Raw genomic sequence first — 23,774 nt, 5'->3', positions numbered from 1 at the left:
GCAGGATAGGCAGTGGGATATCGAGTAGCTTCGTTCTTCTCGGGCATTGGTGGAATCGAACTGGGGTTCGAGGAAGCTGGCTTCGAGACCGTTTTCCAATGTGAAGTTAAACCGTTCTGCTCGCACGTATTGGAACGTCACTGGCCCGAGGTTCCGCGCAAGTCAGACATCAGGACCGTTCAGAATGAAGAAATTCCAGACGCAGATATTTGGACAGCAGGATTCCCCTGCCAGGATCTCAGTCTTGCGCGAATGGGGCCGAGATCTGGGCTTCGAGGGAGTCAGTCTGGACTCTTTCACGAGTTTATGCGGCTCGTTCGAGGAGGGATGCCACGAGGAATTATCCTCGAAAACGTGCACGGCCTTCTCACTAGCCACGGAGGACGCGACTTCGCCATCGTACTCAAGGCGCTGGATGAGCTCGGGTATGGTGTCGCGTGGCGTGTGCTTAACAGTAAAGATTTCGGAGTCCCCCAACAACGCCGTCGAGTCTTCGTTGTTGCCATGCATCGAGACGCAGCAAGTGCCGCAGAAGTACTTCTTGAGTCCGAACGCGGCAGTGGGAATCCTGCGCCGGGTCGACCAGATGGGCCGAAATCTCCCTCCCTCTTTCAGACAATCGTTGGAAATCCTCGCAAAGGGCCCCTCGTCAAAGCCCTAGCGCACTGCATCTATGCCGAGAGCGCCAGACACACCGGCACCGACTGGAGCCGCAACTACGTCTGGTACCCGGATGGCCGCGTGCGTCGCTTCACGACCCACGAGGTCGAGCGCGTGCAGGGTTTCCCGGTCGACTGGACGCAGCCGAAGACCGGTTCGAAGTTCGACACCGATCGGCAGGACAGCCTGCGCTACCACGCCGTCGGCAATTCGGTGACGCCGCAGGTCGCCGAGTGGGTCGGCCGTCGCCTGCACGCCGTCCTGCAGCGGCGGGATCTCGAACTGCTCAACACGCCGCGCTTGGCCATGGCGTGACGAAAGGACGGGGATGTGCCGGGTACCTCCCCGCCGGACAGTGGGATGTCGCCACCTTCGGTTAGCAACTGGAGGAATGAAATGGGTGATATCGACCACACGGTGAGATGGCGCGTGCCGCTCGGCCACGCGGACGGCGCCGGATACGAGATGTCCGGCTGGAGCTGGCGATGGCCGATGGACGGCAGGGTCTGGGGCTTCGACAATCTCTCGACCCAGGACTACTTCCGCATCAGACAGGCGGGCAAGCGGACATGGCTGTTCGTCGCGCCGGATGGTACCGAGTACGACACGATGCGCGATCTGTTCGCCCAGTTCCGGTTGCGCCTGTGCGACTGCGAACGGCGGACCGATCAGGTCGAGCAGATGCGTCTCGTGCTGGGTCTGATGAACAACGAGATCCACCGCAACGACACAGACGCGTTCGTGGATCTCGGCTTCGGCGGCGTCTGGTCGTATATGGAATCGTACGTGCACTGGATGGAGCAGGAGCGCATCCTGAAGTGCCATCACGGCCCGGTCCGCGATGCCACGCTTTCGATGGAGGGCCGCGCGATCCGGCGCATGCTGGACATGACCGCACCGGGCAGCAACATCGATACGTCGCCCCAGGCGATCATCGCCCGCTACGATAGCCTGTACCCGGGCCAGCGCGCCAAGTGACCGCCACCCGCCCCGGCTCGACAGCCGGGGCGGGACCACGCTACGACAACGGAGAACACGAGGGGGACCGATGCGCATAGACGACAGCTTGAAGATCGCGACGGCACTGCTCGCAGGCCACATGGAAACGACAGCCGTACCGACCGCCAAGGTCATGCGTCTGCTGCACGAGTGGCATCGGTCCATCATGCGGATGCAGTCCGGCACCTACACGGCATGGGTCGACGAGCTGCCTGCAATGGACCTGCTCGATCAGGCCGCAGCGGACGCCGCCGCGGCCGAAGCGCCAGCCGCGCCGGCATATGTCGAGCCGAAGATCTATCCGCCACCCCTGCACCCGCTGGCCGCGCCGGAGGTCTCCGTCGAGGACAAGGTAGCCGGGACCGTGCACACCGACGCCATCGAGTGCTTGGAATGCGGGAAATCGGTTAAGCTGATGAAGTCGCACCTGCTGACGTCGCACAACAAGATGACCTGGGGCGAGTATCTCGATCGCCACGGCTTGGCCGAGGACTATCCGGCGACGACGCAGGCGCACCGCGACCGCCAACGGGCCGACCAGCAACGCATCAAGGGCGTGACGCCTGGCGACGGCGACCAAAAAAAATACGAACCGGTGAGCGCCGACTTCGGCCGGCGTCGAGCTGAAGTCACCGACGACCGGGACGGCGACGATGAACTGGGCAAGACGGGATAGGTGGGACGGCTCCGGCAAACGGCTGGAGCGATGAAATGAAGATCAGCATATTGGACGCCATGGTGCTGGTCAGCCGCGCAGTCGGCGCGGAACTGGCGGAGGCTGGACTGGGTGGCCTGCTCGTCGATCACGGCGAGATTCGGATATCGCGCGCGGTCGACGGATGGCCGGTGCGGACGGTTTGGGCCGAGATGAGCGTACAGGCCCTCGGCGTCGTCCAGCCCATGCGGGTACAGATCGACGTCGAGTACGGCAGGATGATCGGCGATCACAACGCCGCGATCCGCGCGTTCGTGCAGGGGGCCCTCGACTTCGCCACCAGGCACGAGATCCTCGCCGCCGAGCATCGTCGTCTCCGAGACAAGGCAGAGACCGTCGCCAACGAGTGCTGGCTCGAGGAGCTGGACGTGTCCGTGATGTCGGTCCGCCGTCAGTCCCGCGATCTACTCGACCAGTTCGACCCGGCCGACACGGATCACTGGATCGTCGAGATGCTGATGCTCGCCCGGTATGACAACGAGATCGTGCAGGAACCAGTCGCGATCCCGGTCCGGTCAGCCGACATCGCCGATTTCGGCAACACTCTGCGGAATTCATGGATCCCTGAACAGCGCGCGCTTACCCTCCAGCGCGCGCTGCCCCGGGGAGGTGCCGCCGCCTGACCTCCCCTCCGGGCGGCGGCACCACGATCAGACCGGCCGGCTGGCGCTGATCGGCGTTCGAGACACGAGGCGCGCGTTCGGATCGACGCGCGCCGCCTCGTGCAGCGCGAGGCCGAAATCGTTGGCCACCGCGTATATGCGCGGACGGAGGTCGGCCGGCAGCCAGGCGGTATCGATGTGCGCCAGCGCCAGCCGAGCCGCATCCGCGAGATCCGCGATGACGGTCGCGCGTTCGTCCAGCTTGGCCCGGTCCTCCTCGACGCGTGCTTCGCGCTTGGCGATGGCGCGCTCCTGAAGCTCGAGGCCGTTCAACTCCTTCGCCCGCTGACGCGCCCGCAGCTGCCACGCCCTCGCCTTCTCGGCGCGTTCATCCAGCTTGACGCGATCTGCGTCGATCGCAACACGCAGCGCCGCCAGATCGGCCTGCTCGGCCGCGACCCTCAGGGCGTGGGCCGACCGCTCGGCGTCGAGCTCCGCCCGCTTCTCGGCGAGTGCGGCGGCATCGTCGCGCTGACGGGTCGCCTCCTCGGCCACCGCACTGCGCTCGCGCACCAGCCCGTCGCGCTCGACACCGGCGGCGGCGATAGCCGCGTCGAGATCGGCGGCATGCTCCTTGTTGGTCTTGTGGACCGCGCCGCTGCGATGACGACCGCGACGCAGGCCGAGATGCTCGACCATCTTCGCCCACTGATCCTGATGGATCGACAGCTGCGCCTTGCCACCCATGTCGCGATCGGCGGACAGCATCCATTCCGGTTCACGGCTCTCCGGACTCTTCACGCGCCAACGCCGCTTGCCTTCATCGTCCCGGTAGTATTCGCGCTCGCCGGTCCGACCGTCGACGCGCAGGTGGACGGGCAGGACGACGGCGTGGCCGTGGAAGACGCGTTCGTCCAGATGCATGACCAGCGACGTGATCTGACCGTCATGCGGATACCGCTCCTCGAGATACTCGCGCGCGAGGTTGGCCATCTGGAATGCCACGCCGACACGGCTGGACGGGGAGAGCCGATCGAAGAACTCCTGGCTGGCGGTGAAGATGAATTCGAGGCCCAGCACCGCATCGGCGGTCATCTTCGGCTTGAACCGCTCGTGTGCCGCCTGCAGATCCGCACGGGCGTCGCCGGTGCCGATCAGATGATGTGGCGGCATCGCGCTCGGGTCCGCGTTGGGCGTATCCATGTCGCGACTGTTGTGCTGGCCGACCCAGTACGCGTGCGACCATGACGTGATGCGGTGCGTCCGCATGATGGTGTAGGGCTGATCGGTCATGGCATGATTGTCCCATGCCGGAGGGTGGATGTGAATCACCCCCTCGGATGGGCAGAGTAATATCCCTCACTTACTAGAGATGTTACCCGCCGGCGGTCGCATCCCGCAGCAGGATCCGCACCCCGCCCGGGCGTGGCGACCATCGCTTCGTGCCCCGCACCGATACGATCTGGGCGTCATCGGCGATCACGCCGCCATAGCCTCGTGCCTTCGTCCCCAGTCCGGCGACCGCCTTCGCGAAGTCCCGCCCACCCGGTTCCATCAACGCATCGGCGACGGCCTTGATCAGATTGTCGAGATCCGGACGGCCGATCGCGGACATGCCCTCTCGCTTCGCCTGCGCCGTCGGCATCGCCAGTTCGACGACCAACTCCAGCGGCGCGTCCGCCGGCGGCGACGTCCAACCGGCTTCGATGATCGCGGCGACGATGGTCGCCTTCCATGCGGCCGACGCGGCGCTGTCGGTCAGGACCGCGCGACCGACGACGCGGGGGCGCGGCTGAGCTCGGGGATGACCGATGGCGATGGCGTCGAGATAGACCACGGCGACGATTGTCGCGGTCGTCCGCCTTCCCGGGCGGCGGACAAAGAGAAGGGGCCGGCGGATCGCTCCACCGGCCCCTTCCATTTCTTTGCGGGTTTCAGAACAGGCAGCCTTGCGCGGGCTTGGCCTCCATCGCCCTCCTTCTCGCTCGTGCCGCCCATGTCATCAGCGTCACCGAGAAGCCGGGCTGCGTCTTCCGCCGCGCCCTCGCCTCGCGGAGGTGGATGCGCGCCAGACGGATCTGGAAGTCGCGGTCGTCGTCGTTCTTCATGGTGTGCCCCCTCAAGCGTCTTCGAGCCACGCCTGAAACCGTCCGTCGGTTGCGATATCGACGAAGAGATCGGTCTTGTCGTCGATCTGGCGCGCATACGTCTGCGTATCGAAGAGGTCGTTCAGGCGATCGCCGCCGAGTTCCTCACCGGCTACGGCACGGTCGAAGCACGTCTGCACGATCGCCTCGTGCTCGGGGTTGATGACCGGGGTGGTGTGGGTTTCTTCGTTGCGCATGGTGTTCTCCATCGTAGCGCGTGTGGATCAGTATGCGATGTCGGCGAGGAAGGCCTCGTCGGCTTCGATCTCGAGCAGCGTCGGACGCTTGTCGTAGCCGGGGGTGGCGCGCTCGGCGGTGACGACGGACCAGAGGCGATCGGCCTCGGCGGCGGCGGGCGACGGCGTCGTGCTGCCGGTCAGGTGATCGCGGAAGTGCGCGTCCAGCCAAGAGTGAGCGGTGGAGAGCAGCGTCTCGAGCGCGTCGCGCTCCCGCTCGGTGCGCGCGCCGTCCAGGTCGTCGACCAGGTCGCCGCAGACGTCGCCGGCGGCATCGCCGACCATGGTCGCGATCTCGTGCTCGAGGATCTCGGACGCGAGCAGGGCATCGGCCTCGGCTTCGAGGTCGGCGTACTGCGCAGCGTCGTGGTGGTGTGCGGTGTTCATGGTGTTCCCCGTTCGTGGTGGTAGTCGGCAGGTTGGTTCGGTTTTCCGGGACCGGTCAGGCGACAGCGGTGTCGAGAGCGTCGCGATCGGGCAGCACGTCGCGCCAGTCGTGGCGTACCAGGTCCATGACCTCGGCCATGGCGATGCGGGCCGGCGTCATGCCGTATTCGGCGCATTCCGCGTGGACGAGCCAGTGCCACGCATAGTCGGTGTGGACGACGCAGGCGGCGTCCATCCGGTGCATGCCCATGCGAGCGGACACCTCGCCGCTCGCGATGCGGGTGTAGATCGATCCCTCGACCTCGTCCGGCGTCCGGGCGTCCAGCGGCATCAGCGCCAGCACGTCTTGATCGGTGCTGCCCAGCAGCCGTTCGACGGATCCGCCGCGCGTCTGCTCGATGCGGGCGCGCCGCGTCAGCATGGTCACGTCCAGTTCGGCCTGCGCATTCATCTTGTCGGTCATCGTCGTCATCCCTCGTGGTCCAGCACAGCGCTGGGCGTAGGAGGACAATGAACCTGATGATATAGACCTGTCCATACCCCCCTCGTGCACGTCATGCGCTTTTCTGGATACCTTCACCTCCTAGATGAGTGGCTGGGTACGTGAATATCAGGGTCCTGTTCGGAGAGGGTATGGACAAGGACCATAAGATGACCCCATGATTCGTGCAGCGGTAATGAGGACCGTGCGGGAGACAGGCCATGGGAACGCCGAGGACGGCAGCGCAGCGGGTGAGCTACGCGGAGATGGACAGGGAAGCGGGGATTGGGACGGCGCACATCGCCTTCGTCAACGAACACCGCGACGAGGTGCGTCAGTGGGCGCGGCGCTCGCATGCAGCCGCCCGTGTTCACGAGCGCTTCGGCGTCGTGGTCGACACCGCGCACCTGCTGAACCTCGGCAAGCGGATCGAAACCGGGGTCGTTGTCCAGCCGGGTCTGATGCTGATCGGCCATGCCTCGGACGATCGTCGCGGCCGTCGCACCTCGCTCTGGCTGGCGTGGATCGGTGATGCCGAGATCCCGTTCGTCTATGATCACGACGCCCGTTCCGTCGTCACGGTCCTGCCGTGGACGGCGAACCAGCTGCGCTATGACCGTCGCCGCGGCGGCTTTCCGAATCTGGCCCGGGGCGGCACGAAGGCCGCGCGAACGTACTGGGCGGAGGTGCGGTCGTGAGCGCCGCAACCATCGGCTTCGGGGCGCCGACTTGGGACGGAGCACATCGCTGGCTCATCCGCACCCCGCGTCAGCGTGATGCTGCCGTCACTCTTCTCGAGGATTACGGCCGCAACGGCTGGCCATCGGGTATCTACGAACCAGTCGTCCGCGCCATCGTGCCGAGGACGACGTGGTCCGCTGTCGCACCCGCCCTGCAGATTCACCTCAATGGTCGCCTGAAGGATGCCGGCTTTCCTCGCGGCAAGCTCATCATCGGCGACGTTCCCGTCGAGCGGCTGCTCGGCACCGAGGCGTGTCTGCTCGCCTGGGCCATCGATGACGCCACGCCGGATCAGGCGCGTGAGGCCTTCGATTCGCTGCGCACCTACATGCCGTGCGAGGTCCGCTGCCTCTACCAGTACGCCGCTCGTGACCGCGACCTATCCCGTCCGGCCTATGGCTGGCGCAAGGCGATCAAGTTCGCGCTGATCGCGTCGCTGTCGAAGGAACCGGCTGTCGGCACACAACTCGAATTGCTCGATAGGACGGGAGGCAAGTGATGCACGGATTCAAGACGTACCCCCCGTTCTCGGTGCGCCGCCGCCCTGCCCCCTGCACCCGTGCCCGCGACGCCGAGGAGTTGTGGATGCGCATCGACGGCCGGCTGCCTCGGTCGGAAACCTCGACCGAGGAGGATCGCCAGCTCGCAACCGAGCTGTGGGCGAGGATCGACGGGAGCTATAGGGCATGAGCAGGTCCATGACCGATGAGGTCGCTGAGCGCATCGCCGACGCGAACCGCCGGCTCGGCGCCATCGTCCCGGCGGCCATCGTCCGCACCGTGTATGCCTACGACACCATAAAAAGCGTACGCATGATGGAGGACTGGATGATCGGCACCCCGTCAGAAGGCACCGTGCCGGCGCAGCTTGAGGACGGAATCCGCAAGGCAATCGCGTGGGGTCGCGTCAACCGCCCACTCGAGATGCTTAGGCTGGCGGCGGACTGGCCGCACGCCGAATGGATGCCAATCTGATGGCACGCATCGCAAAGTCGCGCGAGCTGCGGATCCACCAACGCGCGAACCGCGAGGGTGGCGCGACGGCCGTCCGTCTTCTCGCAGGCCGGTCCTCCTACAACGGCGCGCCATTCTGGCAGGTCCGGGTCGGGTCGGCGGACCCCCTCACCTTCACGACGCTGTCCGAGGCCGAGCAGGCGTTCGCGATCGTTGCTGACGGCGGCAGTCTCGGTCGGCGCGGCTAGCGGACCGTGCAGGTCGATGCCGGCGGCTTCGACCCCGCCTGCAACGCCCGGATCGCGGCGAGCTTGTCGCGACAGTCGCATCCGGTGGCGATCAGATCCAGCTGCCAACGAGCGAGATCCACGTCGGTCGACGTGTCCGGGTTTGGCACGTCCGGCTCACCCTTGCAGTGCAGGAGCGTGGGCGGGACGATGATGCCGACGCTAGCTGGCGGGGCGCTGCGCGGCGCGCAGGCGGCGGAGATGCTCGCGAGTGAGATCGCTGACAGCAGTCGCACCATACCGTTGTTCGAGGGCATCGATCATTCCCTTTTGCTGCGAGACGGCCATCTCGAGGACGGTCGCGCGTGTGATTGCCGCCTCGGCGGCGGTGTCGGCGGTGCGGCGCGCATCGCGGGCGGCGAGCTCGCGACGGAGCGCGTCCCGTTCGGCGTGGCGCGAGATCGCGACCTGCTTCGCCATCGCGTCCCGCTCGGACGCGATCCGCTGCGACTGGAACGCGAACCAGACCGCGATGCCGACCAGCGCGGCGACGATGGCGGGGATGCCCCAGCGACGGATGGCGGCGATCGCGCGCGCCCAGGTGAATGCGGTCAGCATCGTCAGTCTCCCTTGCGGATCATGGACAGGCCGAGCAGCGCCATGCCGATGACGCCGGCCTCGACGCCGGCGATGAAAATCAGGGCCATCGCGCTCATTCGCCCTCTCCCGGCGGCGCGGCGGAGAGCTCGGACGGTCCGCTTGCCTTCGGCCTGAAAGTGCCGATCACGCCGATCAGGCCTGTCACCGCTGCCGCGACGAAACCGAGCGCCGCCTCGACGTTCTTCAAGGACTCAGTGGGTACCAGGACGACCACCACCGCTGCGGTGATCGTCAGGACGACGATCGAGGCTAGCGTCGCCAGGTAAGCAACGACGGGCTGAATCGACGGCTTCATGCCTCGTCCCTCGACAACGGCATGCCGGCGATGTTCGTCATGCGGACCGGACCGCCGACCACGGGTAAGCCCTTCGGCCAGCGACTGGCGATCAGCCGATCTTTGGCGATGCGGGTGATCGTCACGTTGTCGCTCTGGTTGCCGCCAAGGACGTGGTACGCGGTCGCGTCCTCGCCGTAGTAGAAGCCGACGTGGCCACCGCCGGGACGCTCGAACACCAAGATCGCTCCGGGCGCGAGGTGGGTGGTGCGCAGGTTCGCGCCCCAGGTCGCCCACGCCTTGGCCCGCACCGCGACGCGCATGCGGTTGAATCCTTCCGCCGCGAGATCGATGCCGCCGGCCGAGAGGCACTGCGCGACGAACAGACCGCACCAGGGCGTAGAATCGGCGTTGTAGACCATGCCGAGCACCTTCACGCCGAGGCGCTTACCCCAGCCGATGATGGTGCTGTTGTTCGCGGGACCGGCAGCCTCGCGGGTGCCGAGAAGAGCGGTGGCGGCAAGCAGCCAGGCGGGGCGGGGCGAGATCGTCATGGCCACAGTGTGAGCCGTGCCGACCTTCCCGCGCGGCGAGGCTCAGGCGGCGAGTTCGCGCCAGCGACGGCGGGAGAGTTCGACCAGTGCCGCAGGCCAGCCGTTCGGGACGCCGACGCCCTTCACGAAGCCGGTCCATTCGTCCGAGGCCCGCAGGTCGTCGATGGCGCCCGTGGTGGTCGCCGCCAACAGCTTCGCCTTCAACGCGTCCTTCGTCGGCTCCCAAGGGTTGGTCACGCCGGACAGGTCGATCGGCTTTGCCCGCGGTCGGACGTCCTCGGGCGAGTGCGCGTCGGCGTCCTGCATATCCTCGGTCGGGATCATGAAGGCCTGCATCAGCGCGTACTTCAGCGCAGCCGACATGGCCTTGTTGGTCGACTTGTCGGCGCTGTCCATCGCCTCGCCCTCGGTCGCCACGGTGTGCTTAGAACCGTCGGCCACCGCCACGAAGTCGAACTCGACGTGCAGGTGCGTGTAGAACATGACGCCGCCCTTGGTCGTCTGGCGTTCGTCCTGCCTCTTCGACATGACGCGCGGCAGGACGACCAAGCCATTGCGCGCGATGACCGGCGCGACGGCGTTCATGAACTGGTCGATGCCGCGGAAGTTGAACCCCTGCCCGCTGTTGCGGCGGTCCTTGGCGACGCCGCCCAGGAGATCGGCGGTGCAGGCGGAGATGGCGGCGTATACGCCGATGCCGGTGGTCATGAAGGTCGCCTCCTCAGGCGTGGTCGCGTTTCAGGCGGTGAAGGTCGGACAGACGCAGCCATTCGGCTGTGCGGACGTGGCGCAGGTTCTCGCGCGCCCGGGCGAGCGCATCCTCGGCGGCATGGACCGCGCGTTCAGCTTCGTTGGTGCGGAAGCGCGCCTGCTCGAGATCGTCCTCGGCAAGCGCGATCTTCAGGCGTGCGACGCAGCTCATCAGCCGGTGATGATGCCGACGTGGCCGGCGGTCCCGTAAAACGTCGGCGCGGCACGGTGTTCGACGGTGCGCTTCGCGGCTTCGCGGCGCTCCATCACGGCGATGGCACGCCGCTCGTGGCGGTTGAGGGTGACGGGCGCGTTGCGCGCTTCGTGTTCCTGGCGGAGCTGGGTCTCGAGGACCGCGCGATCGATCGGCTGCATGGCGACCATTATGGCCGTTGCGCACCTTCCCGTGCGGAGGCAGGATGCGACGATAGGAGGACCGGATGCACAAGGTATTCGCACAGATCATCGGCGAGCCAGAGGAATGGTCGGCGACGTGCCACATTCAAGGCAGCGTGGATTTCGAGCAGGCGGCGGAGTCGCAGGTCGTCGAGTTCATCCAGAACACGGGCGGCGATACGAAGCGCGGTGCCGTGCTCGTCTGGACGGGTGAAGGTCAGAGCAAGGTCGAGAAGATTTTCGACTGGCAGGCCGAGTTCACGATGCCAGACCTTACGACGGTCGATGTCGACGAGGACGAGGAGTTCGAGGTTGATGGCGGGATCGAGCTGACCGAGCGCACCTGATGGGCAAGGGCGGCTACAACGGCGGGTCGTCGATCATCCGCGCGGCGATTGGCTTCATCGGTGGCCGCTCCAAGCCTGCGGCCATGTCGGTCGACGCGAAGAGCGAAGACCGACCCAGCGCCAAGGTGCCGAAGGGCCGTAAGCTGCCGAAGACCGAGAAGCAGAAGGCTGCGGATGCCGAGTGGAACAGGAAGATGACGCTCGCGCATCAGGCGCGGCGCAAGGGCGATCCGATGGAAGGGGTCGTGGTGAAGCGCATCACGAAGAACACCCTCCGGCTGCGCAAGCGCGATCCGTGATCAGTACCAGGGATCGTCGCGACGCTTCGCCTGCTCGGGCGTGTCGCGGCCGGTGTAGCCGAAGGCGTGAAGCACGATGCCGACGGTTCCGATGAAGACGATCCAGTACAGCGTCGCACCGAGACCGGTGAAGCTGCCGTCGTAGTCGGTGATCCAGCGCGTCGGCAGCACGGCACCCACGCCCTTGCACATCAGATAGCCGGCGACGAGCGCCGCCGGTCCCGCCCACAATGATCGTTTTCCGTCCGCCATGCGACAGGAGTAGCGGCTATCGCAATTGAGGCAAGCCGGTCACTGGGTCGGCGTATGCGTCGTCGCTTCGGCCGGGCGATGCTCGATGACCGCCGGCGCGACGACCGGCGCCGGTACGCTGGTCTTCCCCTCTATGACCCGGAAGCCGACGGCGGCGAGAAGCGCGCCGAGGGCGATCGGAACGATCCAGCGGATGAACGTCTCGCGCAGGGTGTTGCCGTCGCGCTCCTTCCGCCGACGCTGTTCACGCACCCAGGTCCGGTCGTCGGGATCGAAATCGCGCACCATCTCGTCGAGGACGGTCATGCGCCGGTGATGAAGGTCCTGATTGGCGATGCAGTCGTCGGTGAACTGATTACGCCGGTGCTGCCTGGCGATCGCCTCGGCGCTCCCGGTCTCGATGCCGAGCACCCTGAACTGCGTCGTCATGGCCTCGGCGAAGCCGCGCGAAATCTCGGTCGACAGCGTCCGCGTCACCTCGGTGACGACCGCCTTGGCCGTTTCGGTGGCGACGGCCTTCGCAGTCTCGCTGGCGATCGGGGGCACGAGCTGACGAACGAGGCGTTCGACGTCGTGCTTCGAGAAGGCATGGTCGGCGGGAGCGGTCATGCCGCTCATGCTACCCCCGCTCATGCTTCCCGCGCCTTCGCGCCGTCCGGTTCGGTCAGGGTCGCCGCCACGGAGATCGTACCCTGCGCCGGACCCAGGCTGCCGATCGCCGACCATGCCCGGCCGTTGGCGGCATAGGCCCACGAGCCGTCCTGCAGCATGCGCAACGCGTTCGGTCGCCCCGGCCAGCGCAGCAGACGCATGACGGGATTGCGACCGTCCCGCTCGGCATGCGGATTGAGCGCACCACCGGGACCGGACTGGATCCCCGGCACGATGCGGCCGGCCTCGTGCGTGGAGAGCGTTCCGTCCTGATGGCGGGCCACGACGAAGTCGCCGCGACCGTACCACTGACCGACGCCGTCGCGGGCGTACGGCCCCCTCGGGTAGAGCGGGTTCACCTTACGGACGTAACCGAGACGGCCGGAGTCCGCGTAGGTGTCGTTCTGACGGTCCTGCCAGTGCCACTCGCGTTCGTTCGGCCACCAGTACCGCATGCCCCGCCAGGCGAGCCGCTCGTCGACGTCGTACGGCGGCTCGACCCATGGCCCCTGCTCCTTTTCGTCCCAGTCGTCGGGTTTCGGCGGCGGCATCGATCCCAGGGTCGGACTGTCCGAATAGAACCAGACGGGCATGTAGTGATCGACCAGCACCTCGTCGTTCACGCTGCCGCTGGCGCTGTACGCCGGCCAGATGATCGCGGTGCGCCAGCCGTTGGGGCTAAATACGAACTCGGTGGGGAACGTGCCGCCCCGATACCGGAACTGCCGGTACTGCGGGTGCCCCTCCCACACGATGTCGTACGATCCGTCGCGGCGGCGATAGACGTCGAACGAAAGCGGCTCGCCGGTGCTTGGGCTCGCCGTCGCGTCGACACGCGTGGACCGTGCGACCGAGCTGCCGGTCACGCCGACCTGCGCGATCCCGCCCGCGCGGATCAGGACCGTCACGAACAGATAGGTGGCGCGTCGTTCCGTGACCGTGATCGGCGGCATGTTCGCGGCATGGTACCAGTTCAGCGTACCCTCGAGCGGCGCGGCCATGTGGTTCGTGCCGTAACCGGGGCGACCGACGGTGTAGTACGTCCGCTCATCGGTCGTGGCGCGACGGACGTAGCTCTCCTCATATCGCAGGCAGCCGGTCGCCAGCACGGCGTCAAGGCCGACAGGCGAGATCGGTCGCAGGAATTCCCAGCCGTACGACTGGTCGCGCTCCTCGATCACGGCATCGCTCGGCGGCACGAAGCCGTTGTCGCGTCCGAGCTGCCGGGCCTGCGCCGGCGTGAGGTCGGCGATGCGGCGCACGGTGCCGGCGGCGTCCACGGTCCAGCCGAGCCATGGCCGACCGCTCGGATCGGTGGACTTGTCCCCGGTGATCGCGGTCGCGGCCAAGCGCAGGACGACACCCAGGTCGCGCGCGACGCAGACCCCCTCGCCGTACGCCATGTTGGGGATGTAGCTGCTCTGGATGACGATGATGTGGTCGGGCTTCGTGCTCTGCCCGCTGCTGGTGCCGTTGCTCTGCAGCTCCCACGGCCAATCCGCCGTCGCGCCGGTGTCCGTGCTGCCGTTCCGGCCGGACAGCGACCAGCTGGGGCGCGAATAGCCGAACGGGTTGCCGGAGTCGCCGATGCCGGTCGAGGACATGCCGATCGCGACGTTCTCGGAAGCCCAGCCCCGGTATGGACCGAGCGAGCGCGGAGCCTGCCGGTCGCTGCCCTTGTCGCGCAGCCGGATCGTGCGCGCCTCGCCGACGCCGCCGCCATGGTTGAGCTGCTCGTACGTGCCGTATCGTCCCTCGGCATCACGGAAGGGATCGCCGGCATCGCTCCACTGCGGCCAGCCGTCGGCCGGATCGACCGTGATCAGCGTGCCGTCCTTCAGCGTCAGGATGCGACCGCCGGGGATGATCCAGTGCGTCGACACGGCCGGAGCGGAGACGCCGGCCATCAGCAGCTTGCGCCAGAGCATCAGCCGGCCTCGTAGCCGGACGCGACCAGCTGCAGTTCCCAGTTGCTGCCGAGATCCGGACCGCCCCACCAGTCGGCCACCCACTTGTCGCGGTTGGCGTCGGCCCGCGTGCGGTCCTTGGTACCGAGCGGCACCTCGACACCGGAGAAGGCGTAATCGTTGCCGTTGCGGATGACGCGCAGCACGATGCCGGAGACGCGGTTGCGATCGCGGCCCGCATCGATCTGATCCTGAGGGATCACCGCCGGCGGTGCGAACGAGATCGTTGCCGTCCCCGCCAGGCTGATGTTCCAGACGTTCGCGATCTTGGGATCCACGACGATCGAACCGCTGGCGTTGATGACGTACGCCTGCTCGTTGAAGGTGCCGATCTCCATCTCGAGCTGCGGCGTATGGTGCCAGACATTGCCGGTCTCGGTGTGCGCAGATCCTGACGTGGTCAGCAGCCGCGCCTCGATCCGCTGCCTGCGCACGGGTGCGGGTGCGTCCCGGCCCATGGTGGCGACGGACGGCGCGGCGCGCGACGGTGCGGGCGTCGGCACCTGCGCACCCGCTTGGCGCGGCGGTTCCTGGAACTGACGGATTGCGTCGTCGATCATCTGGTCGAGATCCCGCGGAAGCCCTGGTAGGGCGAGACGGCGATCATGATAGGCATGACGGTCTCTCCGCCGCCGGTCGGCAGCACGGTCACGCGGATCGAGGTCGGCACCTCGTCCAGCGCATCTCCGAGATCGCGCCCGTCCGCCGCCGCCTGCTGGAGGTGTGCGATCTGCGCAGGTGCGTCGTTGGTGACGGTCACCTTGGCGATGCCCATCTGCGGAGCGTACGGTGCGACATAGGCCGGAGCGGCGTAGGCGACGCGCGACCAGTTCGGCCCCCACGCCACGACGCGCCCGCCGGTTCCGCCGGCGCGTCCGGAGCCGCTGCTGACGGCGAGGGAGACGGTGCACGTCGCCTGGTTGGCCGACAGCTTCAGGCTGTAGCTCTTCACCTTGCCGACGACCTCGCCGCCCTCCCCGGGGATGATGCCGGGGGCGACGACGCGCATGGTGTCGCGCGTCGAGATACCGAGCACGTCCAGCGGCTCGACCTCGATCTCCACCTCCCAGTTGCGTTGGCTGTAGGCGAGCCGCTGAGCCGCAGCGGCCGCAGCGTGATCGATGGACAGCCAGCCACGTACGGTGTTGAAGAACGACACGGCCATCGGTGAGCCGAGCGGCGAACCGTCGGCGATCACCAGCTCCCAGCGGTACACCCTGCGACCGAGATCGTCCTCATAGACGCGGTCGATCCAGAGAGACTCCGTCGCGTCGTGCGGCTTGAGCGAGCGCCAGATGAAGCCGGCGAAGCGCACGATCGCCCCCTGGGCGTAGTGGATGTTCGGCTGCCAGTCGGGCACGGCCAGGTCGAGCTGCAGCCGGTCCAGCTTAATCTCGATCGTCTCGCTGTCGGTCGATGCGCCCTGCCCTGCGTTGTACACGCTGAACCGCACCTCCTCGCGCCGCTTCGTCTCGCTGGTCGCGCCGAGGGACAGGACCGGCTTGAGCCAGTACCGGCGAAGCCGCACGGCCTGAGGCTGCGTCGCACCGGGCCGGAACGTGCGCGCGGCCGCTGCCGCCTGTGCGAACTCGACGACCTCGTTCGCACCCTGGGGCGGGTCAAGCATCTCGAGATCGGCGTCGGCCACGATGTATCCGCCGCTGAAGTCGCTGCCCGGCTTCGCCCAGTCCTTCGCCAGATCCTCGGGCGCGAGGGTGGACAGCTCGCCGCCGGCCGCTGCCACAATCATCTCGCCGACGTCGAAATCCTTGATGCGGCGCTCGGTCCATTCGGCCGACAGCACCACGTCGACGCGGCCGAGCGGCTTGCCGTTGCGGCGGACGCGACACGCGCCCTGCACATGACGGGTACCGATGTCGTGGTGCGTACCACCACCGCCGACGATCGCCGAGGACAGGACCGGTCGACGCGTGGTTCTCGACCAGCACACCAGCGACGGGATGGCGTCCAGCCGCTCGACCGGATCGGACAGATCGCCCGCGCACGGATCCGCGAACGGCAGGGCGATGGTAGCGAGTACGGCGTCACGCAGCGCCTGCCAGTCGTCCCGCCGGGCTTCGTAGCGCAGGGTCACGTCCTCGCCGCCCATCTCCACGTCGCCGGCATCGTCGAGCGTACCGTCGAACAGCAGCACGGTGTCGACGCGCTTCAGGTCGGAATCGAGCCTGTCGACCGACAGCAGGATGCGCGGGCGACCGCCGACCAGCGTGTCGATACCGACGCCACGGTTCTCGAACGCGATCTCCAGCACGGGGAACTCGCCCTCGTCCTCGGAGATGGTCACGTCGTAGGTCGGCAGATCGAAGACGCGGTCCGCCTCCGCCGACCAGTTGCGGCTCTCGTCGCACAGGCGCGCCCAGATGCGACCGAGCTGGACGGGCGCGCCGGTCATGGCGTCGCCTCCGCCTCGACCTCTTCGAGGCTGTACGACCAGGTGGATTCCGCCGCGAGGGGATTGCCGCTGTAGCTGAAGTCGACCACCATCATGGTCAGGCGCGGACACCAGCGCGTCTCGTACGCCTGCGGCCAGTCGGCGGCGAGCGGGATCACCCTGCCCTCGGCGGTCAGGTACTCAACGCTACGAGGCACCGGCGTCCGGCGCAGGGCGGCAGCGGCGACGAAGCCGGTCTCCACCAGCGGCAGAGTGCAGTCGAGCGTGATGATGTCGCCCTCCACGAGCGACAGCGGCTGGACGGCGAAGCCGCCGGACAGATCGACCGCGAACATGCGTGACGGCAGGCGACCGCGCGACGACGCGCGAAGCGTCCAGTTCACGTCGCGGCGCGGCTTCGGCACGCCGTCGATCGAGCTGTAGCTCATCGTCACGCCGCGATGCGCGGCGAGGGAGATGATCCGCCCGTTGATGCTCGGGACGACGCGCGACAGATCCATCACCTATGCCCCCTCGGCTTTGCCTGCCGGGCACGTCCGGCGGTGGCGCGATCGAACACACGCTTCATGCCGTCCGCGAATTCGTCGTCGACGCGGCCGCTGGCGACGCCGACGCCCGGCATGACGAAGCTCATCGGGCGACCCGTGCCGCTGGATTGTACCTCGATGACCTCTGCCCCGGTGCCGACACGCGGCAGCGACATGGTGTTGAGACCGTCGATGAACGCCTTGCCCCCGTAGTGGTCGGTCGCCCTGGCGTTGATCACACCCTCGTTGCGCGAAAGCATCGCGGGGATGCTGTCCGACGTAGTGGTACCAGGGCCACGTCCCAGGTAGCCGCCCGTCGCCAGTCCGATGGCCTTCTTCGCGCTGGAGATGACGATCTCGCCGCCCTTGAGGAGGTTCGACCAGCTAGCGCTGTTCCACAGCTTGCGGATCTTCTCGAAAATGCCGCTGATGAACTCCCACGCCTGCACGAACGGCCACTTCAGCCAGTCGAGGATCGCGCCACCGACCGACTTGAAAGTGTCGATCAGGCTGGCGAACTTCTCGCCGATCCAAGCGACTGCGGCAGCCAGGTAGACCTTGATCGTGTCCCAGTTGGCATAGATCGCATAGACCAGCGCAGCGAGTGCCGCGATCACGAGCACGATGACGCCGGCCGGTAGCGAGAAGATCAGAAGCGCAACGCGGAGATACCGCAGCACGATCAACAGGACGCGCACCGCTTGAGCGACCGCACCGGCCCCCGCTGCGACGCCGTTCAACGCCGCCATCATCCTGCTGACGACGACCGCGATCGCGAGCAGGCGGATGCCGGCGAACACGATGCTGAGCGCACCCCCCAGCAGGTTGAGAAGGCCGACGATCTTGGCGATGACGAGGAAGGCGATGATCTTCCGCCCGGTCTCGTTTCCGAACACGGTCATGATGATGCCGTGGATCGACTCCATGATGCTCATCACGGTCTTGCCCGCCGCCATGAACGCCGGACCCCACTCGCGAATGAACTGCGGCACCTTCTGCAACGCCGGGATGATCTGGTTCATGATCAGGTCGCGGATCGGCAGAATCCAGGCGTAGCGCTGGGCGACGTTCTCGTCCTGGCCGGAGAACGCCATGCGGAGCGCGTAGATGATCCCGGGGATGTCGAACGCCAGCTGCTTCACGACATCGAGCACGGTGCTCAGGCTGCCGGCGGTCCTATCGCCCCAGCCGGTCATGTCCATGCCGATGGCGACGCCCATCTGCCGCCACCACTCGCGGGCGTAGCGACCGAGCAGCATCAACCGCTCGCCGACGTCCATCAGGATGCCGGGGAGTCTTTCAAGCGCCGCACCGATCTGCGCACCGATCCTGGCAAGCTGCCCTGACTGCGCCATGCGATCGACCATCACGGTGGCGTTTTGCGCGATGCGTGCCAGGCTTTGCGAAAGACCGCCGTTCGCGATCTCGGAACGGGCGAGGAAGATGCTGTTCTTCAGCCGGTTGAAGGAAGCCTGCGGACGCGTCGCAGCCCTCTCCGCCTCGGGAGCGAACTCCTTCTCGAGCTGGCGCGAAAAATTGTCGAGGAAGATGGACGCGTCCAGACCCTTGGCGACCATCGTTTCCAGGCCTGCCGGATCGGTGCCCATCGCGCGCGCGGCGATGTTCATGGCGCCGGGCAGCCGTTCGCCAAGCTGACCGCGCAGCTCCTCCATGCTGACCTTACCCTTGCCGGCAATCTGCTGGAGCGCGAGCAGCGAGCCCTCGACCTCCTCGTTCGATCTGCCCAGCGCGGCACCGGCCATGATCATGCCGCGGAACGTCCGCTTGGTCGTCTCGCCGGCGGCGGCGGTGCCCTTTGTCGCGTTGGCCAAACCGACGAAGGCGGGACCGATGCTGGCCACCTCGACGCCAAGCCTGTTCGCCGTAGTGACGAGCTCCTGCCATTGCTTCTGCACGACCTTGTCGACGTCGCGACCTGCGGCGAGCTGGTCCTCCAGCTGCCACATGCGTGCGCGAATCACGCCGAACTGGTCGCTGTTCGCCGGCAGCGTCTTCAACTGTTCGCGAAGCTCGGCGACCTTGTCGGTCAGCTCGGCCGTCTGATCGACGGCGACCTTAAGCCCCGCCTTCATCGAATTCACGGCCGCGCCGGCGTCGAGATCCTTCGATCCCTCGATGCCGGCCAACGCCGCCGCCAGCGTCGCCAGGCCGACGGCGGTACGCGTGACATCGCGAAGGCCGCGCACGGTGATGCGGATCGGTTTGGAAAGCGTGTCGAGCGAAGACTGAGCCGTTTCCGCCGCCTTGCCGATCAACGCCAGCGAACGGGCGACGGTCGCCTGCATCGCCTTGAACGTGGCGATGGTGCGCGTGACGCCGTCGGCGCGGACCTTGACCGCGATGTCTGGCGTCCTAGCCATGCCCCATCTCCTTCTGGAACTTGCCGAACATTTTCCCATCGGCTTGGGCGAGGCGACCGCTCAGCGCGTCGGCGTACGTCCGCTGCGCATCGATGCCCCGCAGTGCGCGCCAGTGGGTCCAGATCTCGGCGAAGCTCATGTCCATCGGATCAGGCGACTGGAGGCCACGCATGCGCAATTCGACCGCCCACCCGATAGCAATCGCCAGCGGAGTCGGTGGCTCGACCGAACGGCCCTTGCCCTTGGCGCGCCCGGCCGTGGGCAGCTTCAGGCCGAGCGCGTCGAAAAACCCTCGTCTGCCTTCCCAGTCGCGAGTTCTTGCGCAGCCGTGATGATGCGGATCTTCTCGTCGTCGGTGAACTGCTCGTCCACCATCGCCTCAATCTCGGCATCGTTGAGGTGGCCGAGCGCTGCGGCGCACATGGCGTTGTTGAACTCCACCAGCCGGCCCAGCTTCTCCAGCTTGTCGGCATCGAGATCGGCGAGGTCGATGTCGCCGTCGGCGGCGAACTGCAGCTGTTCGATCTGGCGCATCTCGGGGAAGCGCTTGAGCAGCGGCACCATCTTCGACGGGCCCAGCTTGACGATGCGGATCGTCTTGCCCTGAACCTCAACACCGTGATCGGGCGCGGCCAGGTCGTAGATGGAGGCGTAGGTGGTGGTGGCGGGCATGATCGTCGTGTCCTGTCAGAGCGCGATGGCCCGGCCGACCGAAGCCGACCGGGCGCTCGGTCGCGGGGTTATGCCTGGGGCTTGGCCGGGTAGACGGTGAGCTTGCCGAAGCTGCCGGTCTGGTCTGCGAGCAGCTCGACCTCGATCTCGGCCTCGATTGCGTCGTTCTCGCCGATCAGACCGAACTCGCCCGACATCCGTTGGAGTCCGAGCGGCATATCGATGCGATACGGACGCTTATCCGTCTCGAACGAGCGCAGCACCATCGACACCTTACGGGTCGGCGACCGACCCATGTCGGCGACGATCGCGCCGGGGATGGCGGCGGCGGTGCCGGTGATCTTGATCTTGGCCGGGGTGGCAGCGGGAACGACCTTGAACAGGATGACCTCGTCGTTCTCGATCAGGTCGTAGTTTTCGCCCTTTGCCATGTTCGGCACGGCAGCGTCAGGGATCGGACGACCGAGGTCGATGCGACGGCCGGGGACCGGCTTGTCGATCTCCTTCTCCCAGTTCGGGATAGCCGGCAGCCCGCCGTCGCGCTTTAGGCCCATTGCCGCCAGAACGCGGACGTCTGGCGTGATCGACTGGGTGGTGTAGCCGAAGGTGAAGGACCGCTCGCCGGGGAGCTGGCCGACCTTGACGCGGGACTCGCCGTTCGGCGACCAGACGTCGGTCGGCTCGTCCTCGCCGGAAATGTTCGCCACGGTGACGATGCCAGCGTGAACCTCCTCCTCCTGCGGCGTACCGACATTGAACTTGAACGCCAGAACGGCGCGACCCTGGACGACTTCGTCCATCGTCTTGGGGTCAAGGTTGAACGTGCTCATGGTCGTGGCTCCTTTCAGCCCTTGCGGTCCGGCACGCCCTCGACCATCGGGACGACCAGTTCGAAGATGTACGGAAGAGCGACAGCCGGGTGCTTGCCGCCGAAGATGTCGATCTCGCCGCCGGCCAGCTTCACGTCGCGGGTGGCGATGCGGCGGACCGGGGATTCATCGGAAAGCAGTACGCGTTCGACCTCGACGCTGACGTCGTCCAACACGCCATCCTCGGCGGCGGTGTCGTTCACGATCAGGGCGACGCCGAAGGCGAAACCGCGATGGGTCGGCCGGGCACCCTGGATCGCGGCGTTTAGGCGCTGCGGCTCGAGATCGGCGACATGGTACACCATGATGACGCGCTCGCCGCCGGCGGCGAACTCGGCCGCGACCTCGAGGCGGTGCGTGGTCAGCACGCGCGTCCCCGTGATCCCGTCCAGGGTGGTGACGATCGCCTCGCGCAGTTGCCGCCTGATGTGCATGCGGTGATTGTACGGGCACCGATCCTTCCCGTGCGGCGGCGGTCAGCGTGCGAGGATCAGACGATCAGCTCGATGACGTACACGTCGTTGCGCTCGGTCCGCAGCTTCCGGACGCGGTACGTTGCACCCTCGTGCAGGATGGTGTCGACCGGGTTGCCGTTGCGATCGACCCCCGGCCCGGTCCAGCCGGCGGGCATCTGGTCGCCGTGAACACGCGCGAGGATCCGCGACGTGTCGCCCTCGACGCCGCCCTTGCGGAACTGGTGCGTCTCGGCTTCGTCGATCGGGATGATGGCGACGTCGCGCACCTCCCCGGTCGCCGCGATCGTGTAGCGCGCGGGATCTGAGAGGTGCCGGAAACCGACGGCCACCATGCGGTCCCAGATCGACATGGTCAGGCCTCGTCGGCCGGCCAGGATTCGACCTTCAGCTCGGCACCGACGCGGTACTTGCCTGGGCAGGCCGGCTCGACGCGGAAGCCCTTGTCGATCCAGAACTGCGGATCGGCATCGGCCTCGAGGGTGGTCTGCAGCTTGCCGCCCACCTTCGTGAAGACGATGAAGAGCGCGGGGTTCTCGCTGACGTTCGGCAGCGTCGCGGTGTCGTCGGCGGTAGGCATCAGACCCTCCGGATCATGATCGAGGAACGGTACGAATTCTGCCACGCGTTCTCGCCGTCGTAGCCGAAGGTCTGGAGCAGCACGGCGGAGTCGCCGTTGTACGCAGGACCCTTGTACGTTGCCCCAGACAGGGCGATGGTGAACCCGGGAGAGAGGTAGATCAGACCCCGCGCAGACACATAGCCGCCCGGCATGGCGAGCAGTCGCATGATCGACAGTTCGCGGAAGCCGTTGCTGGGACCCATGGTGCCATAGCCGTCCGCGTACGGACCGACGCCGATGCTGATCGGAATGTTGTCGGCCTGCGACGCACCAGCGGCGTTCCAGATGGAGTATCGAAACTCGAGGCCGACGTTCGGCGGGAAGTCGATCTCCTGAGGCATTCTGGCCGAGATGAAGATCTCGTACACGCCACCCTTCACGGCCTTGATGTAGCTCTTACTGGCCGGCTCGACGCCATCGCGCGACGCGGGCCACACGAACTCGTCCGCGTTGTTCGAGACTAGCTTGTTACCCCGGATCGGCTGGCCGGTGACACCGTAGCTGGTGACGAAACGCGCCTGCCCATCGGTGTAGCTCGGCCCGCAGGTCCAGCCACCGATGGCGAGCATCTTCGACTGGGACGAGCCGCCACCACCGCCACCGGCCTGCAACGCGGCGATCTTTGCGTCCGCGCCGTCGGCACGCTCGTCGAGCACCAGGATCGCGTCCTCGGCGGCACCGACGCGGGTGATCAGCGCGGGATCGGTCCCGCCACCACCGCCGGCGGACGCGGATGCGACCGGCATCAATTTGACCTGCACGACGCGGCGGCGGGTCATGCGCTCGGTCACGATGCCGAACGATACGTGCGCGGCGGTGTCGGTCAGACCGGCGACCAGCGTCCAGGTGCCGTCCGTCGCCATGTGGACGGGGGATCCGGCCTCGACGGCGGCGACACCCGGCGCGAGATCGACCATCTGGTCGTACATGCCCTCGACGCACAAGTTCAGGTCGGCATCGACCGCAGCACCATGCTGGGTGATGCCGATCAGGCTGCCGAGGCGGTACGGCTGATCGCGGCGCACCTCGACGGCACCGGGACCGGCGTTGACGATGGTGATGACGCGTCCGGGGCTGGCGTAGCTCTGCATGGTCGATCTCGCGCGGGAGGATGGAGGGGCCGGCAGTGACCGGCCCCAGGTTGCTCAGCCGAGCAGCCTGACGCGGACGTCGGCGGTCTTGCCGGCCGCGATAGCGTCGAGCGTGTGGCCGAAGTGCGGGCCATCGGCCTGCGTGGTCGTCAGCGTACCGTCGGCCTTCAGATAGACCTTGGCACCCGCCGTCACGGCGTTGGCGCTGGTGACCGAGCGGTTGTACACCTCGGACACGCAGACGTTGAGCAGACCGCCATCGATCGTGTTGACCGGCCCCTGCGTCACGCCGGCGAGGTCGCCGATCTGCACGTTGAGGTCGCCGACCGGATACTTGACCCAGTCCGCTTCGGGAATGAGCACGGTGATGACCGTGCCGGGGGAGTCGTAGCTGCGCATGGTGGTCGTTCCCTCGCTGGATTTCGCCC

Annotated in this window: 38 protein-coding genes; 10 read left to right on the top strand and 28 right to left on the bottom strand. The window is 66.9% G+C overall.

Annotated features, from left to right (window positions below; all coding sequences use genetic code 11):
• Positions 1-12 precede the first annotated feature (12 nt).
• From ACZ1JS_RS05615 to ACZ1JS_RS05600, 4 genes are all read left to right on the top strand, one after another.
• Positions 13-975, top strand: coding sequence for a DNA cytosine methyltransferase (locus ACZ1JS_RS05615; RefSeq protein WP_465168086.1), 963 nt, complete (start codon positions 13-15; stop codon positions 973-975).
• An 81-nt stretch (positions 976-1,056) separates the two neighbouring features.
• On the top strand, positions 1,057-1,638 hold the full coding sequence (locus ACZ1JS_RS05610) for a hypothetical protein (protein WP_465168085.1): 582 nt from the start codon (positions 1,057-1,059) through the stop codon (positions 1,636-1,638).
• A 70-nt stretch (positions 1,639-1,708) separates the two neighbouring features.
• Positions 1,709-2,335 (top strand): MucR family transcriptional regulator, encoded by a 627-nt coding sequence (locus ACZ1JS_RS05605; protein WP_465168084.1) that lies wholly within the window; start codon positions 1,709-1,711, stop codon positions 2,333-2,335.
• A gap of 35 nt (positions 2,336-2,370) precedes the next feature.
• Entirely contained in the window at positions 2,371-2,997 is a 627-nt protein-coding gene (locus ACZ1JS_RS05600; RefSeq protein WP_465168083.1) for a hypothetical protein, read from the top strand.
• Between the two features lie 27 nt (positions 2,998-3,024).
• Here the strand turns inward: ACZ1JS_RS05600 and ACZ1JS_RS05595 are convergent, their stop codons facing one another.
• The 6 genes from ACZ1JS_RS05595 to ACZ1JS_RS05570 all read right to left on the bottom strand — a co-directional run bounded on the left by ACZ1JS_RS05595 (position 3,025) and on the right by ACZ1JS_RS05570 (position 6,209).
• Positions 3,025-4,269: a plasmid recombination protein gene (locus ACZ1JS_RS05595; RefSeq protein WP_465168082.1), complete on the bottom strand. Its 1,245-nt coding sequence runs from the start codon at positions 4,267-4,269 to the stop codon at positions 3,025-3,027.
• A gap of 82 nt (positions 4,270-4,351) precedes the next feature.
• On the bottom strand, positions 4,352-4,813 hold the full coding sequence (locus ACZ1JS_RS05590) for a RusA family crossover junction endodeoxyribonuclease (protein ID WP_465168081.1): 462 nt from the start codon (positions 4,811-4,813) through the stop codon (positions 4,352-4,354).
• Between the two features lie 97 nt (positions 4,814-4,910).
• Positions 4,911-5,084 (bottom strand): hypothetical protein, encoded by a 174-nt coding sequence (locus ACZ1JS_RS05585; RefSeq protein ID WP_465168080.1) that lies wholly within the window; start codon positions 5,082-5,084, stop codon positions 4,911-4,913.
• Between the two features lie 11 nt (positions 5,085-5,095).
• On the bottom strand, positions 5,096-5,320 hold the full coding sequence (locus tag ACZ1JS_RS05580) for a hypothetical protein (RefSeq protein WP_465168079.1): 225 nt from the start codon (positions 5,318-5,320) through the stop codon (positions 5,096-5,098).
• Positions 5,321-5,347: 27 nt separating this feature from the next.
• Positions 5,348-5,746, bottom strand: a complete 399-nt coding sequence (locus tag ACZ1JS_RS05575) for a hypothetical protein (protein WP_465168078.1) — start codon at positions 5,744-5,746, stop codon at positions 5,348-5,350.
• Between the two features lie 55 nt (positions 5,747-5,801).
• Positions 5,802-6,209, bottom strand: a complete 408-nt coding sequence (locus tag ACZ1JS_RS05570; RefSeq protein ID WP_465168077.1) for a hypothetical protein — start codon at positions 6,207-6,209, stop codon at positions 5,802-5,804.
• Between the two features lie 239 nt (positions 6,210-6,448).
• Here ACZ1JS_RS05570 and ACZ1JS_RS05565 point away from each other — a divergent pair, with 239 nt between their 5' ends.
• The 4 genes from ACZ1JS_RS05565 (at position 6,449) to ACZ1JS_RS05550 (ending at position 8,169) form a co-directional block, all read left to right on the top strand.
• Positions 6,449-6,925: a hypothetical protein gene (locus tag ACZ1JS_RS05565; RefSeq protein ID WP_465168076.1), complete on the top strand. Its 477-nt coding sequence runs from the start codon at positions 6,449-6,451 to the stop codon at positions 6,923-6,925.
• Positions 6,922-7,467, top strand: coding sequence for a DUF3780 domain-containing protein (locus ACZ1JS_RS05560; RefSeq protein ID WP_261268005.1), 546 nt, complete (start codon positions 6,922-6,924; stop codon positions 7,465-7,467). The genes ACZ1JS_RS05565 and ACZ1JS_RS05560 overlap by 4 nt, the downstream gene beginning before the upstream one ends.
• A gap of 199 nt (positions 7,468-7,666) precedes the next feature.
• Positions 7,667-7,942: a hypothetical protein gene (locus ACZ1JS_RS05555; RefSeq protein WP_465168075.1), complete on the top strand. Its 276-nt coding sequence runs from the start codon at positions 7,667-7,669 to the stop codon at positions 7,940-7,942.
• Positions 7,942-8,169 carry a hypothetical protein gene (locus ACZ1JS_RS05550; protein ID WP_465168074.1) on the top strand — a complete coding sequence of 76 codons (228 nt, stop codon included), beginning with the start codon at positions 7,942-7,944 and terminating at the stop codon, positions 8,167-8,169. Before ACZ1JS_RS05555 ends, ACZ1JS_RS05550 begins: the two co-directional genes overlap by 1 nt.
• Here the strand turns inward: ACZ1JS_RS05550 and ACZ1JS_RS05545 are convergent.
• From ACZ1JS_RS05545 to ACZ1JS_RS05515, 7 genes are all read right to left on the bottom strand, one after another.
• Complete coding sequence (locus ACZ1JS_RS05545; RefSeq protein WP_465168073.1) at positions 8,166-8,318, bottom strand: hypothetical protein; 153 nt, start codon at positions 8,316-8,318, stop codon at positions 8,166-8,168. The genes ACZ1JS_RS05550 and ACZ1JS_RS05545 overlap by 4 nt on opposite strands.
• A gap of 52 nt (positions 8,319-8,370) precedes the next feature.
• Positions 8,371-8,766: a hypothetical protein gene (locus ACZ1JS_RS05540; protein ID WP_465168072.1), complete on the bottom strand. Its 396-nt coding sequence runs from the start codon at positions 8,764-8,766 to the stop codon at positions 8,371-8,373.
• A gap of 94 nt (positions 8,767-8,860) precedes the next feature.
• On the bottom strand, positions 8,861-9,103 hold the full coding sequence (locus ACZ1JS_RS05535) for a hypothetical protein (protein ID WP_465168071.1): 243 nt from the start codon (positions 9,101-9,103) through the stop codon (positions 8,861-8,863).
• Positions 9,100-9,636 (bottom strand): TIGR02594 family protein, encoded by a 537-nt coding sequence (locus tag ACZ1JS_RS05530; RefSeq protein WP_465168070.1) that lies wholly within the window; start codon positions 9,634-9,636, stop codon positions 9,100-9,102. The genes ACZ1JS_RS05535 and ACZ1JS_RS05530 overlap by 4 nt, the downstream gene beginning before the upstream one ends.
• A 42-nt stretch (positions 9,637-9,678) precedes the next feature.
• Positions 9,679-10,344, bottom strand: a complete 666-nt coding sequence (locus ACZ1JS_RS05525) for an ERF family protein (RefSeq protein ID WP_465168069.1) — start codon at positions 10,342-10,344, stop codon at positions 9,679-9,681.
• A gap of 13 nt (positions 10,345-10,357) precedes the next feature.
• Positions 10,358-10,558 (bottom strand): hypothetical protein, encoded by a 201-nt coding sequence (locus tag ACZ1JS_RS05520; RefSeq protein ID WP_465168068.1) that lies wholly within the window; start codon positions 10,556-10,558, stop codon positions 10,358-10,360.
• Entirely contained in the window at positions 10,558-10,761 is a 204-nt protein-coding gene (locus tag ACZ1JS_RS05515; RefSeq protein ID WP_465168067.1) for a hypothetical protein, read from the bottom strand. The genes ACZ1JS_RS05520 and ACZ1JS_RS05515 overlap by 1 nt, the downstream gene beginning before the upstream one ends.
• 65 nt (positions 10,762-10,826) lie before the next feature.
• On the opposite strand from ACZ1JS_RS05515, the gene ACZ1JS_RS05510 reads away from it, so the two are divergent.
• Both ACZ1JS_RS05510 and ACZ1JS_RS05505 read left to right on the top strand, forming a co-directional pair.
• The gene (locus ACZ1JS_RS05510; RefSeq protein ID WP_465168066.1) at positions 10,827-11,129 is read left to right on the top strand and encodes a hypothetical protein; all 303 of its coding nucleotides are present in this window, start codon (positions 10,827-10,829) and stop codon (positions 11,127-11,129) included.
• Positions 11,129-11,428 carry a hypothetical protein gene (locus ACZ1JS_RS05505; protein WP_465168065.1) on the top strand — a complete coding sequence of 100 codons (300 nt, stop codon included), beginning with the start codon at positions 11,129-11,131 and terminating at the stop codon, positions 11,426-11,428. Before ACZ1JS_RS05510 ends, ACZ1JS_RS05505 begins: the two co-directional genes overlap by 1 nt.
• Here ACZ1JS_RS05505 and ACZ1JS_RS05500 read toward each other — a convergent pair whose 3' ends face one another.
• From ACZ1JS_RS05500 to ACZ1JS_RS05430, 15 genes are all read right to left on the bottom strand, one after another.
• Positions 11,429-11,680, bottom strand: a complete 252-nt coding sequence (locus ACZ1JS_RS05500; RefSeq protein ID WP_465168064.1) for a hypothetical protein — start codon at positions 11,678-11,680, stop codon at positions 11,429-11,431. It abuts the gene before it with no gap.
• 39 nt (positions 11,681-11,719) lie between these two features.
• Complete coding sequence (locus ACZ1JS_RS05495; RefSeq protein WP_465168063.1) at positions 11,720-12,313, bottom strand: hypothetical protein; 594 nt, start codon at positions 12,311-12,313, stop codon at positions 11,720-11,722.
• Complete coding sequence (locus tag ACZ1JS_RS05490) at positions 12,310-14,259, bottom strand: hypothetical protein (protein WP_465168062.1); 1,950 nt, start codon at positions 14,257-14,259, stop codon at positions 12,310-12,312. Before ACZ1JS_RS05490 ends, ACZ1JS_RS05495 begins: the two co-directional genes overlap by 4 nt.
• Complete coding sequence (locus ACZ1JS_RS05485) at positions 14,259-14,858, bottom strand: hypothetical protein (protein ID WP_465168061.1); 600 nt, start codon at positions 14,856-14,858, stop codon at positions 14,259-14,261. The genes ACZ1JS_RS05490 and ACZ1JS_RS05485 overlap by 1 nt, the downstream gene beginning before the upstream one ends.
• Positions 14,855-16,711, bottom strand: a complete 1,857-nt coding sequence (locus tag ACZ1JS_RS05480) for a hypothetical protein (RefSeq protein ID WP_465168060.1) — start codon at positions 16,709-16,711, stop codon at positions 14,855-14,857. The genes ACZ1JS_RS05485 and ACZ1JS_RS05480 overlap by 4 nt, the downstream gene beginning before the upstream one ends.
• Entirely contained in the window at positions 16,708-17,214 is a 507-nt protein-coding gene (locus tag ACZ1JS_RS05475; RefSeq protein WP_465168059.1) for a hypothetical protein, read from the bottom strand. Before ACZ1JS_RS05475 ends, ACZ1JS_RS05480 begins: the two co-directional genes overlap by 4 nt.
• A complete protein-coding gene (locus ACZ1JS_RS05470; RefSeq protein ID WP_465168058.1) occupies positions 17,211-19,544 on the bottom strand; it encodes a tape measure protein in 2,334 nt (777 codons plus the stop codon). Before ACZ1JS_RS05470 ends, ACZ1JS_RS05475 begins: the two co-directional genes overlap by 4 nt.
• Positions 19,545-19,611: 67 nt before the next feature.
• Positions 19,612-19,791 (bottom strand): hypothetical protein, encoded by a 180-nt coding sequence (locus ACZ1JS_RS05465; protein ID WP_465168057.1) that lies wholly within the window; start codon positions 19,789-19,791, stop codon positions 19,612-19,614.
• Between the two features lie 95 nt (positions 19,792-19,886).
• Entirely contained in the window at positions 19,887-20,291 is a 405-nt protein-coding gene (locus ACZ1JS_RS05460; protein WP_465168056.1) for a hypothetical protein, read from the bottom strand.
• A 68-nt stretch (positions 20,292-20,359) separates the two neighbouring features.
• A complete protein-coding gene (locus ACZ1JS_RS05455) occupies positions 20,360-21,121 on the bottom strand; it encodes a hypothetical protein (RefSeq protein WP_465168055.1) in 762 nt (253 codons plus the stop codon).
• A 14-nt stretch (positions 21,122-21,135) separates the two neighbouring features.
• On the bottom strand, positions 21,136-21,594 hold the full coding sequence (locus tag ACZ1JS_RS05450; RefSeq protein ID WP_465168054.1) for a hypothetical protein: 459 nt from the start codon (positions 21,592-21,594) through the stop codon (positions 21,136-21,138).
• Positions 21,595-21,650: 56 nt separating this feature from the next.
• Entirely contained in the window at positions 21,651-21,986 is a 336-nt protein-coding gene (locus tag ACZ1JS_RS05445) for a hypothetical protein (protein WP_261268027.1), read from the bottom strand.
• A 2-nt stretch (positions 21,987-21,988) separates the two neighbouring features.
• Positions 21,989-22,213, bottom strand: coding sequence for a hypothetical protein (locus ACZ1JS_RS05440; protein ID WP_261268028.1), 225 nt, complete (start codon positions 22,211-22,213; stop codon positions 21,989-21,991).
• Positions 22,213-23,346: a DUF2190 family protein gene (locus ACZ1JS_RS05435; protein WP_465168053.1), complete on the bottom strand. Its 1,134-nt coding sequence runs from the start codon at positions 23,344-23,346 to the stop codon at positions 22,213-22,215. The genes ACZ1JS_RS05440 and ACZ1JS_RS05435 overlap by 1 nt, the downstream gene beginning before the upstream one ends.
• Positions 23,347-23,400: 54 nt before the next feature.
• A complete protein-coding gene (locus tag ACZ1JS_RS05430; protein ID WP_261268030.1) occupies positions 23,401-23,745 on the bottom strand; it encodes a DUF2190 family protein in 345 nt (114 codons plus the stop codon).
• Positions 23,746-23,774: the final 29 nt, after the last annotated feature.

It is taken from the genome of Sphingomonas sp. BL-S-05, from assembly GCF_055521695.1.
This window is presented reverse-complemented; position numbering and strand designations above follow the sequence as displayed.

Excerpts from the sequence above, each read along its gene's own strand:
- ACZ1JS_RS05440 (WP_261268028.1), bottom strand. The coding sequence starts at position 22,213 with ATGCCTACCGCCGACGACACCGCGACGCTGCCGAACGTCAGCGAGAAC.
- ACZ1JS_RS05595 (WP_465168082.1), bottom strand. The coding sequence starts at position 4,269 with ATGACCGATCAGCCCTACACCATCATGCGGACGCACCGCATCACGTCA.
- ACZ1JS_RS05540 (WP_465168072.1), bottom strand. The coding sequence starts at position 8,766 with ATGCTGACCGCATTCACCTGGGCGCGCGCGATCGCCGCCATCCGTCGC.
- ACZ1JS_RS05585 (WP_465168080.1), bottom strand. The coding sequence starts at position 5,084 with ATGAAGAACGACGACGACCGCGACTTCCAGATCCGTCTGGCGCGCATC.
- ACZ1JS_RS05505 (WP_465168065.1), top strand. The coding sequence starts at position 11,129 with ATGGGCAAGGGCGGCTACAACGGCGGGTCGTCGATCATCCGCGCGGCG.
- ACZ1JS_RS05610 (WP_465168085.1), top strand. The coding sequence starts at position 1,057 with ATGGGTGATATCGACCACACGGTGAGATGGCGCGTGCCGCTCGGCCAC.
- ACZ1JS_RS05575 (WP_465168078.1), bottom strand. The coding sequence starts at position 5,746 with ATGAACACCGCACACCACCACGACGCTGCGCAGTACGCCGACCTCGAA.
- ACZ1JS_RS05500 (WP_465168064.1), bottom strand. The coding sequence starts at position 11,680 with ATGGCGGACGGAAAACGATCATTGTGGGCGGGACCGGCGGCGCTCGTC.
- ACZ1JS_RS05580 (WP_465168079.1), bottom strand. The coding sequence starts at position 5,320 with ATGCGCAACGAAGAAACCCACACCACCCCGGTCATCAACCCCGAGCAC.
- ACZ1JS_RS05455 (WP_465168055.1), bottom strand. The coding sequence starts at position 21,121 with ATGAGCACGTTCAACCTTGACCCCAAGACGATGGACGAAGTCGTCCAG.
- ACZ1JS_RS05535 (WP_465168071.1), bottom strand. The coding sequence starts at position 9,103 with ATGAAGCCGTCGATTCAGCCCGTCGTTGCTTACCTGGCGACGCTAGCC.
- ACZ1JS_RS05600 (WP_465168083.1), top strand. The coding sequence starts at position 2,371 with ATGAAGATCAGCATATTGGACGCCATGGTGCTGGTCAGCCGCGCAGTC.
- ACZ1JS_RS05555 (WP_465168075.1), top strand. The coding sequence starts at position 7,667 with ATGACCGATGAGGTCGCTGAGCGCATCGCCGACGCGAACCGCCGGCTC.
- ACZ1JS_RS05470 (WP_465168058.1), bottom strand. The coding sequence starts at position 19,544 with ATGCAGGCGACCGTCGCCCGTTCGCTGGCGTTGATCGGCAAGGCGGCG.
- ACZ1JS_RS05495 (WP_465168063.1), bottom strand. The coding sequence starts at position 12,313 with ATGAGCGGGGGTAGCATGAGCGGCATGACCGCTCCCGCCGACCATGCC.
- ACZ1JS_RS05520 (WP_465168068.1), bottom strand. The coding sequence starts at position 10,558 with ATGAGCTGCGTCGCACGCCTGAAGATCGCGCTTGCCGAGGACGATCTC.
- ACZ1JS_RS05430 (WP_261268030.1), bottom strand. The coding sequence starts at position 23,745 with ATGCGCAGCTACGACTCCCCCGGCACGGTCATCACCGTGCTCATTCCC.
- ACZ1JS_RS05525 (WP_465168069.1), bottom strand. The coding sequence starts at position 10,344 with ATGACCACCGGCATCGGCGTATACGCCGCCATCTCCGCCTGCACCGCC.
- ACZ1JS_RS05450 (WP_465168054.1), bottom strand. The coding sequence starts at position 21,594 with ATGCACATCAGGCGGCAACTGCGCGAGGCGATCGTCACCACCCTGGAC.
- ACZ1JS_RS05445 (WP_261268027.1), bottom strand. The coding sequence starts at position 21,986 with ATGTCGATCTGGGACCGCATGGTGGCCGTCGGTTTCCGGCACCTCTCA.
- ACZ1JS_RS05465 (WP_465168057.1), bottom strand. The coding sequence starts at position 19,791 with ATGCGTGGCCTCCAGTCGCCTGATCCGATGGACATGAGCTTCGCCGAG.
- ACZ1JS_RS05490 (WP_465168062.1), bottom strand. The coding sequence starts at position 14,259 with ATGCTCTGGCGCAAGCTGCTGATGGCCGGCGTCTCCGCTCCGGCCGTG.
- ACZ1JS_RS05435 (WP_465168053.1), bottom strand. The coding sequence starts at position 23,346 with ATGCAGAGCTACGCCAGCCCCGGACGCGTCATCACCATCGTCAACGCC.
- ACZ1JS_RS05460 (WP_465168056.1), bottom strand. The coding sequence starts at position 20,291 with ATGCCCGCCACCACCACCTACGCCTCCATCTACGACCTGGCCGCGCCC.
- ACZ1JS_RS05515 (WP_465168067.1), bottom strand. The coding sequence starts at position 10,761 with ATGCAGCCGATCGATCGCGCGGTCCTCGAGACCCAGCTCCGCCAGGAA.
- ACZ1JS_RS05480 (WP_465168060.1), bottom strand. The coding sequence starts at position 16,711 with ATGACCGGCGCGCCCGTCCAGCTCGGTCGCATCTGGGCGCGCCTGTGC.
- ACZ1JS_RS05550 (WP_465168074.1), top strand. The coding sequence starts at position 7,942 with ATGGCACGCATCGCAAAGTCGCGCGAGCTGCGGATCCACCAACGCGCG.
- ACZ1JS_RS05510 (WP_465168066.1), top strand. The coding sequence starts at position 10,827 with ATGCACAAGGTATTCGCACAGATCATCGGCGAGCCAGAGGAATGGTCG.
- ACZ1JS_RS05570 (WP_465168077.1), bottom strand. The coding sequence starts at position 6,209 with ATGACCGACAAGATGAATGCGCAGGCCGAACTGGACGTGACCATGCTG.
- ACZ1JS_RS05485 (WP_465168061.1), bottom strand. The coding sequence starts at position 14,858 with ATGATCGACGACGCAATCCGTCAGTTCCAGGAACCGCCGCGCCAAGCG.
- ACZ1JS_RS05605 (WP_465168084.1), top strand. The coding sequence starts at position 1,709 with ATGCGCATAGACGACAGCTTGAAGATCGCGACGGCACTGCTCGCAGGC.
- ACZ1JS_RS05565 (WP_465168076.1), top strand. The coding sequence starts at position 6,449 with ATGGGAACGCCGAGGACGGCAGCGCAGCGGGTGAGCTACGCGGAGATG.
- ACZ1JS_RS05530 (WP_465168070.1), bottom strand. The coding sequence starts at position 9,636 with ATGACGATCTCGCCCCGCCCCGCCTGGCTGCTTGCCGCCACCGCTCTT.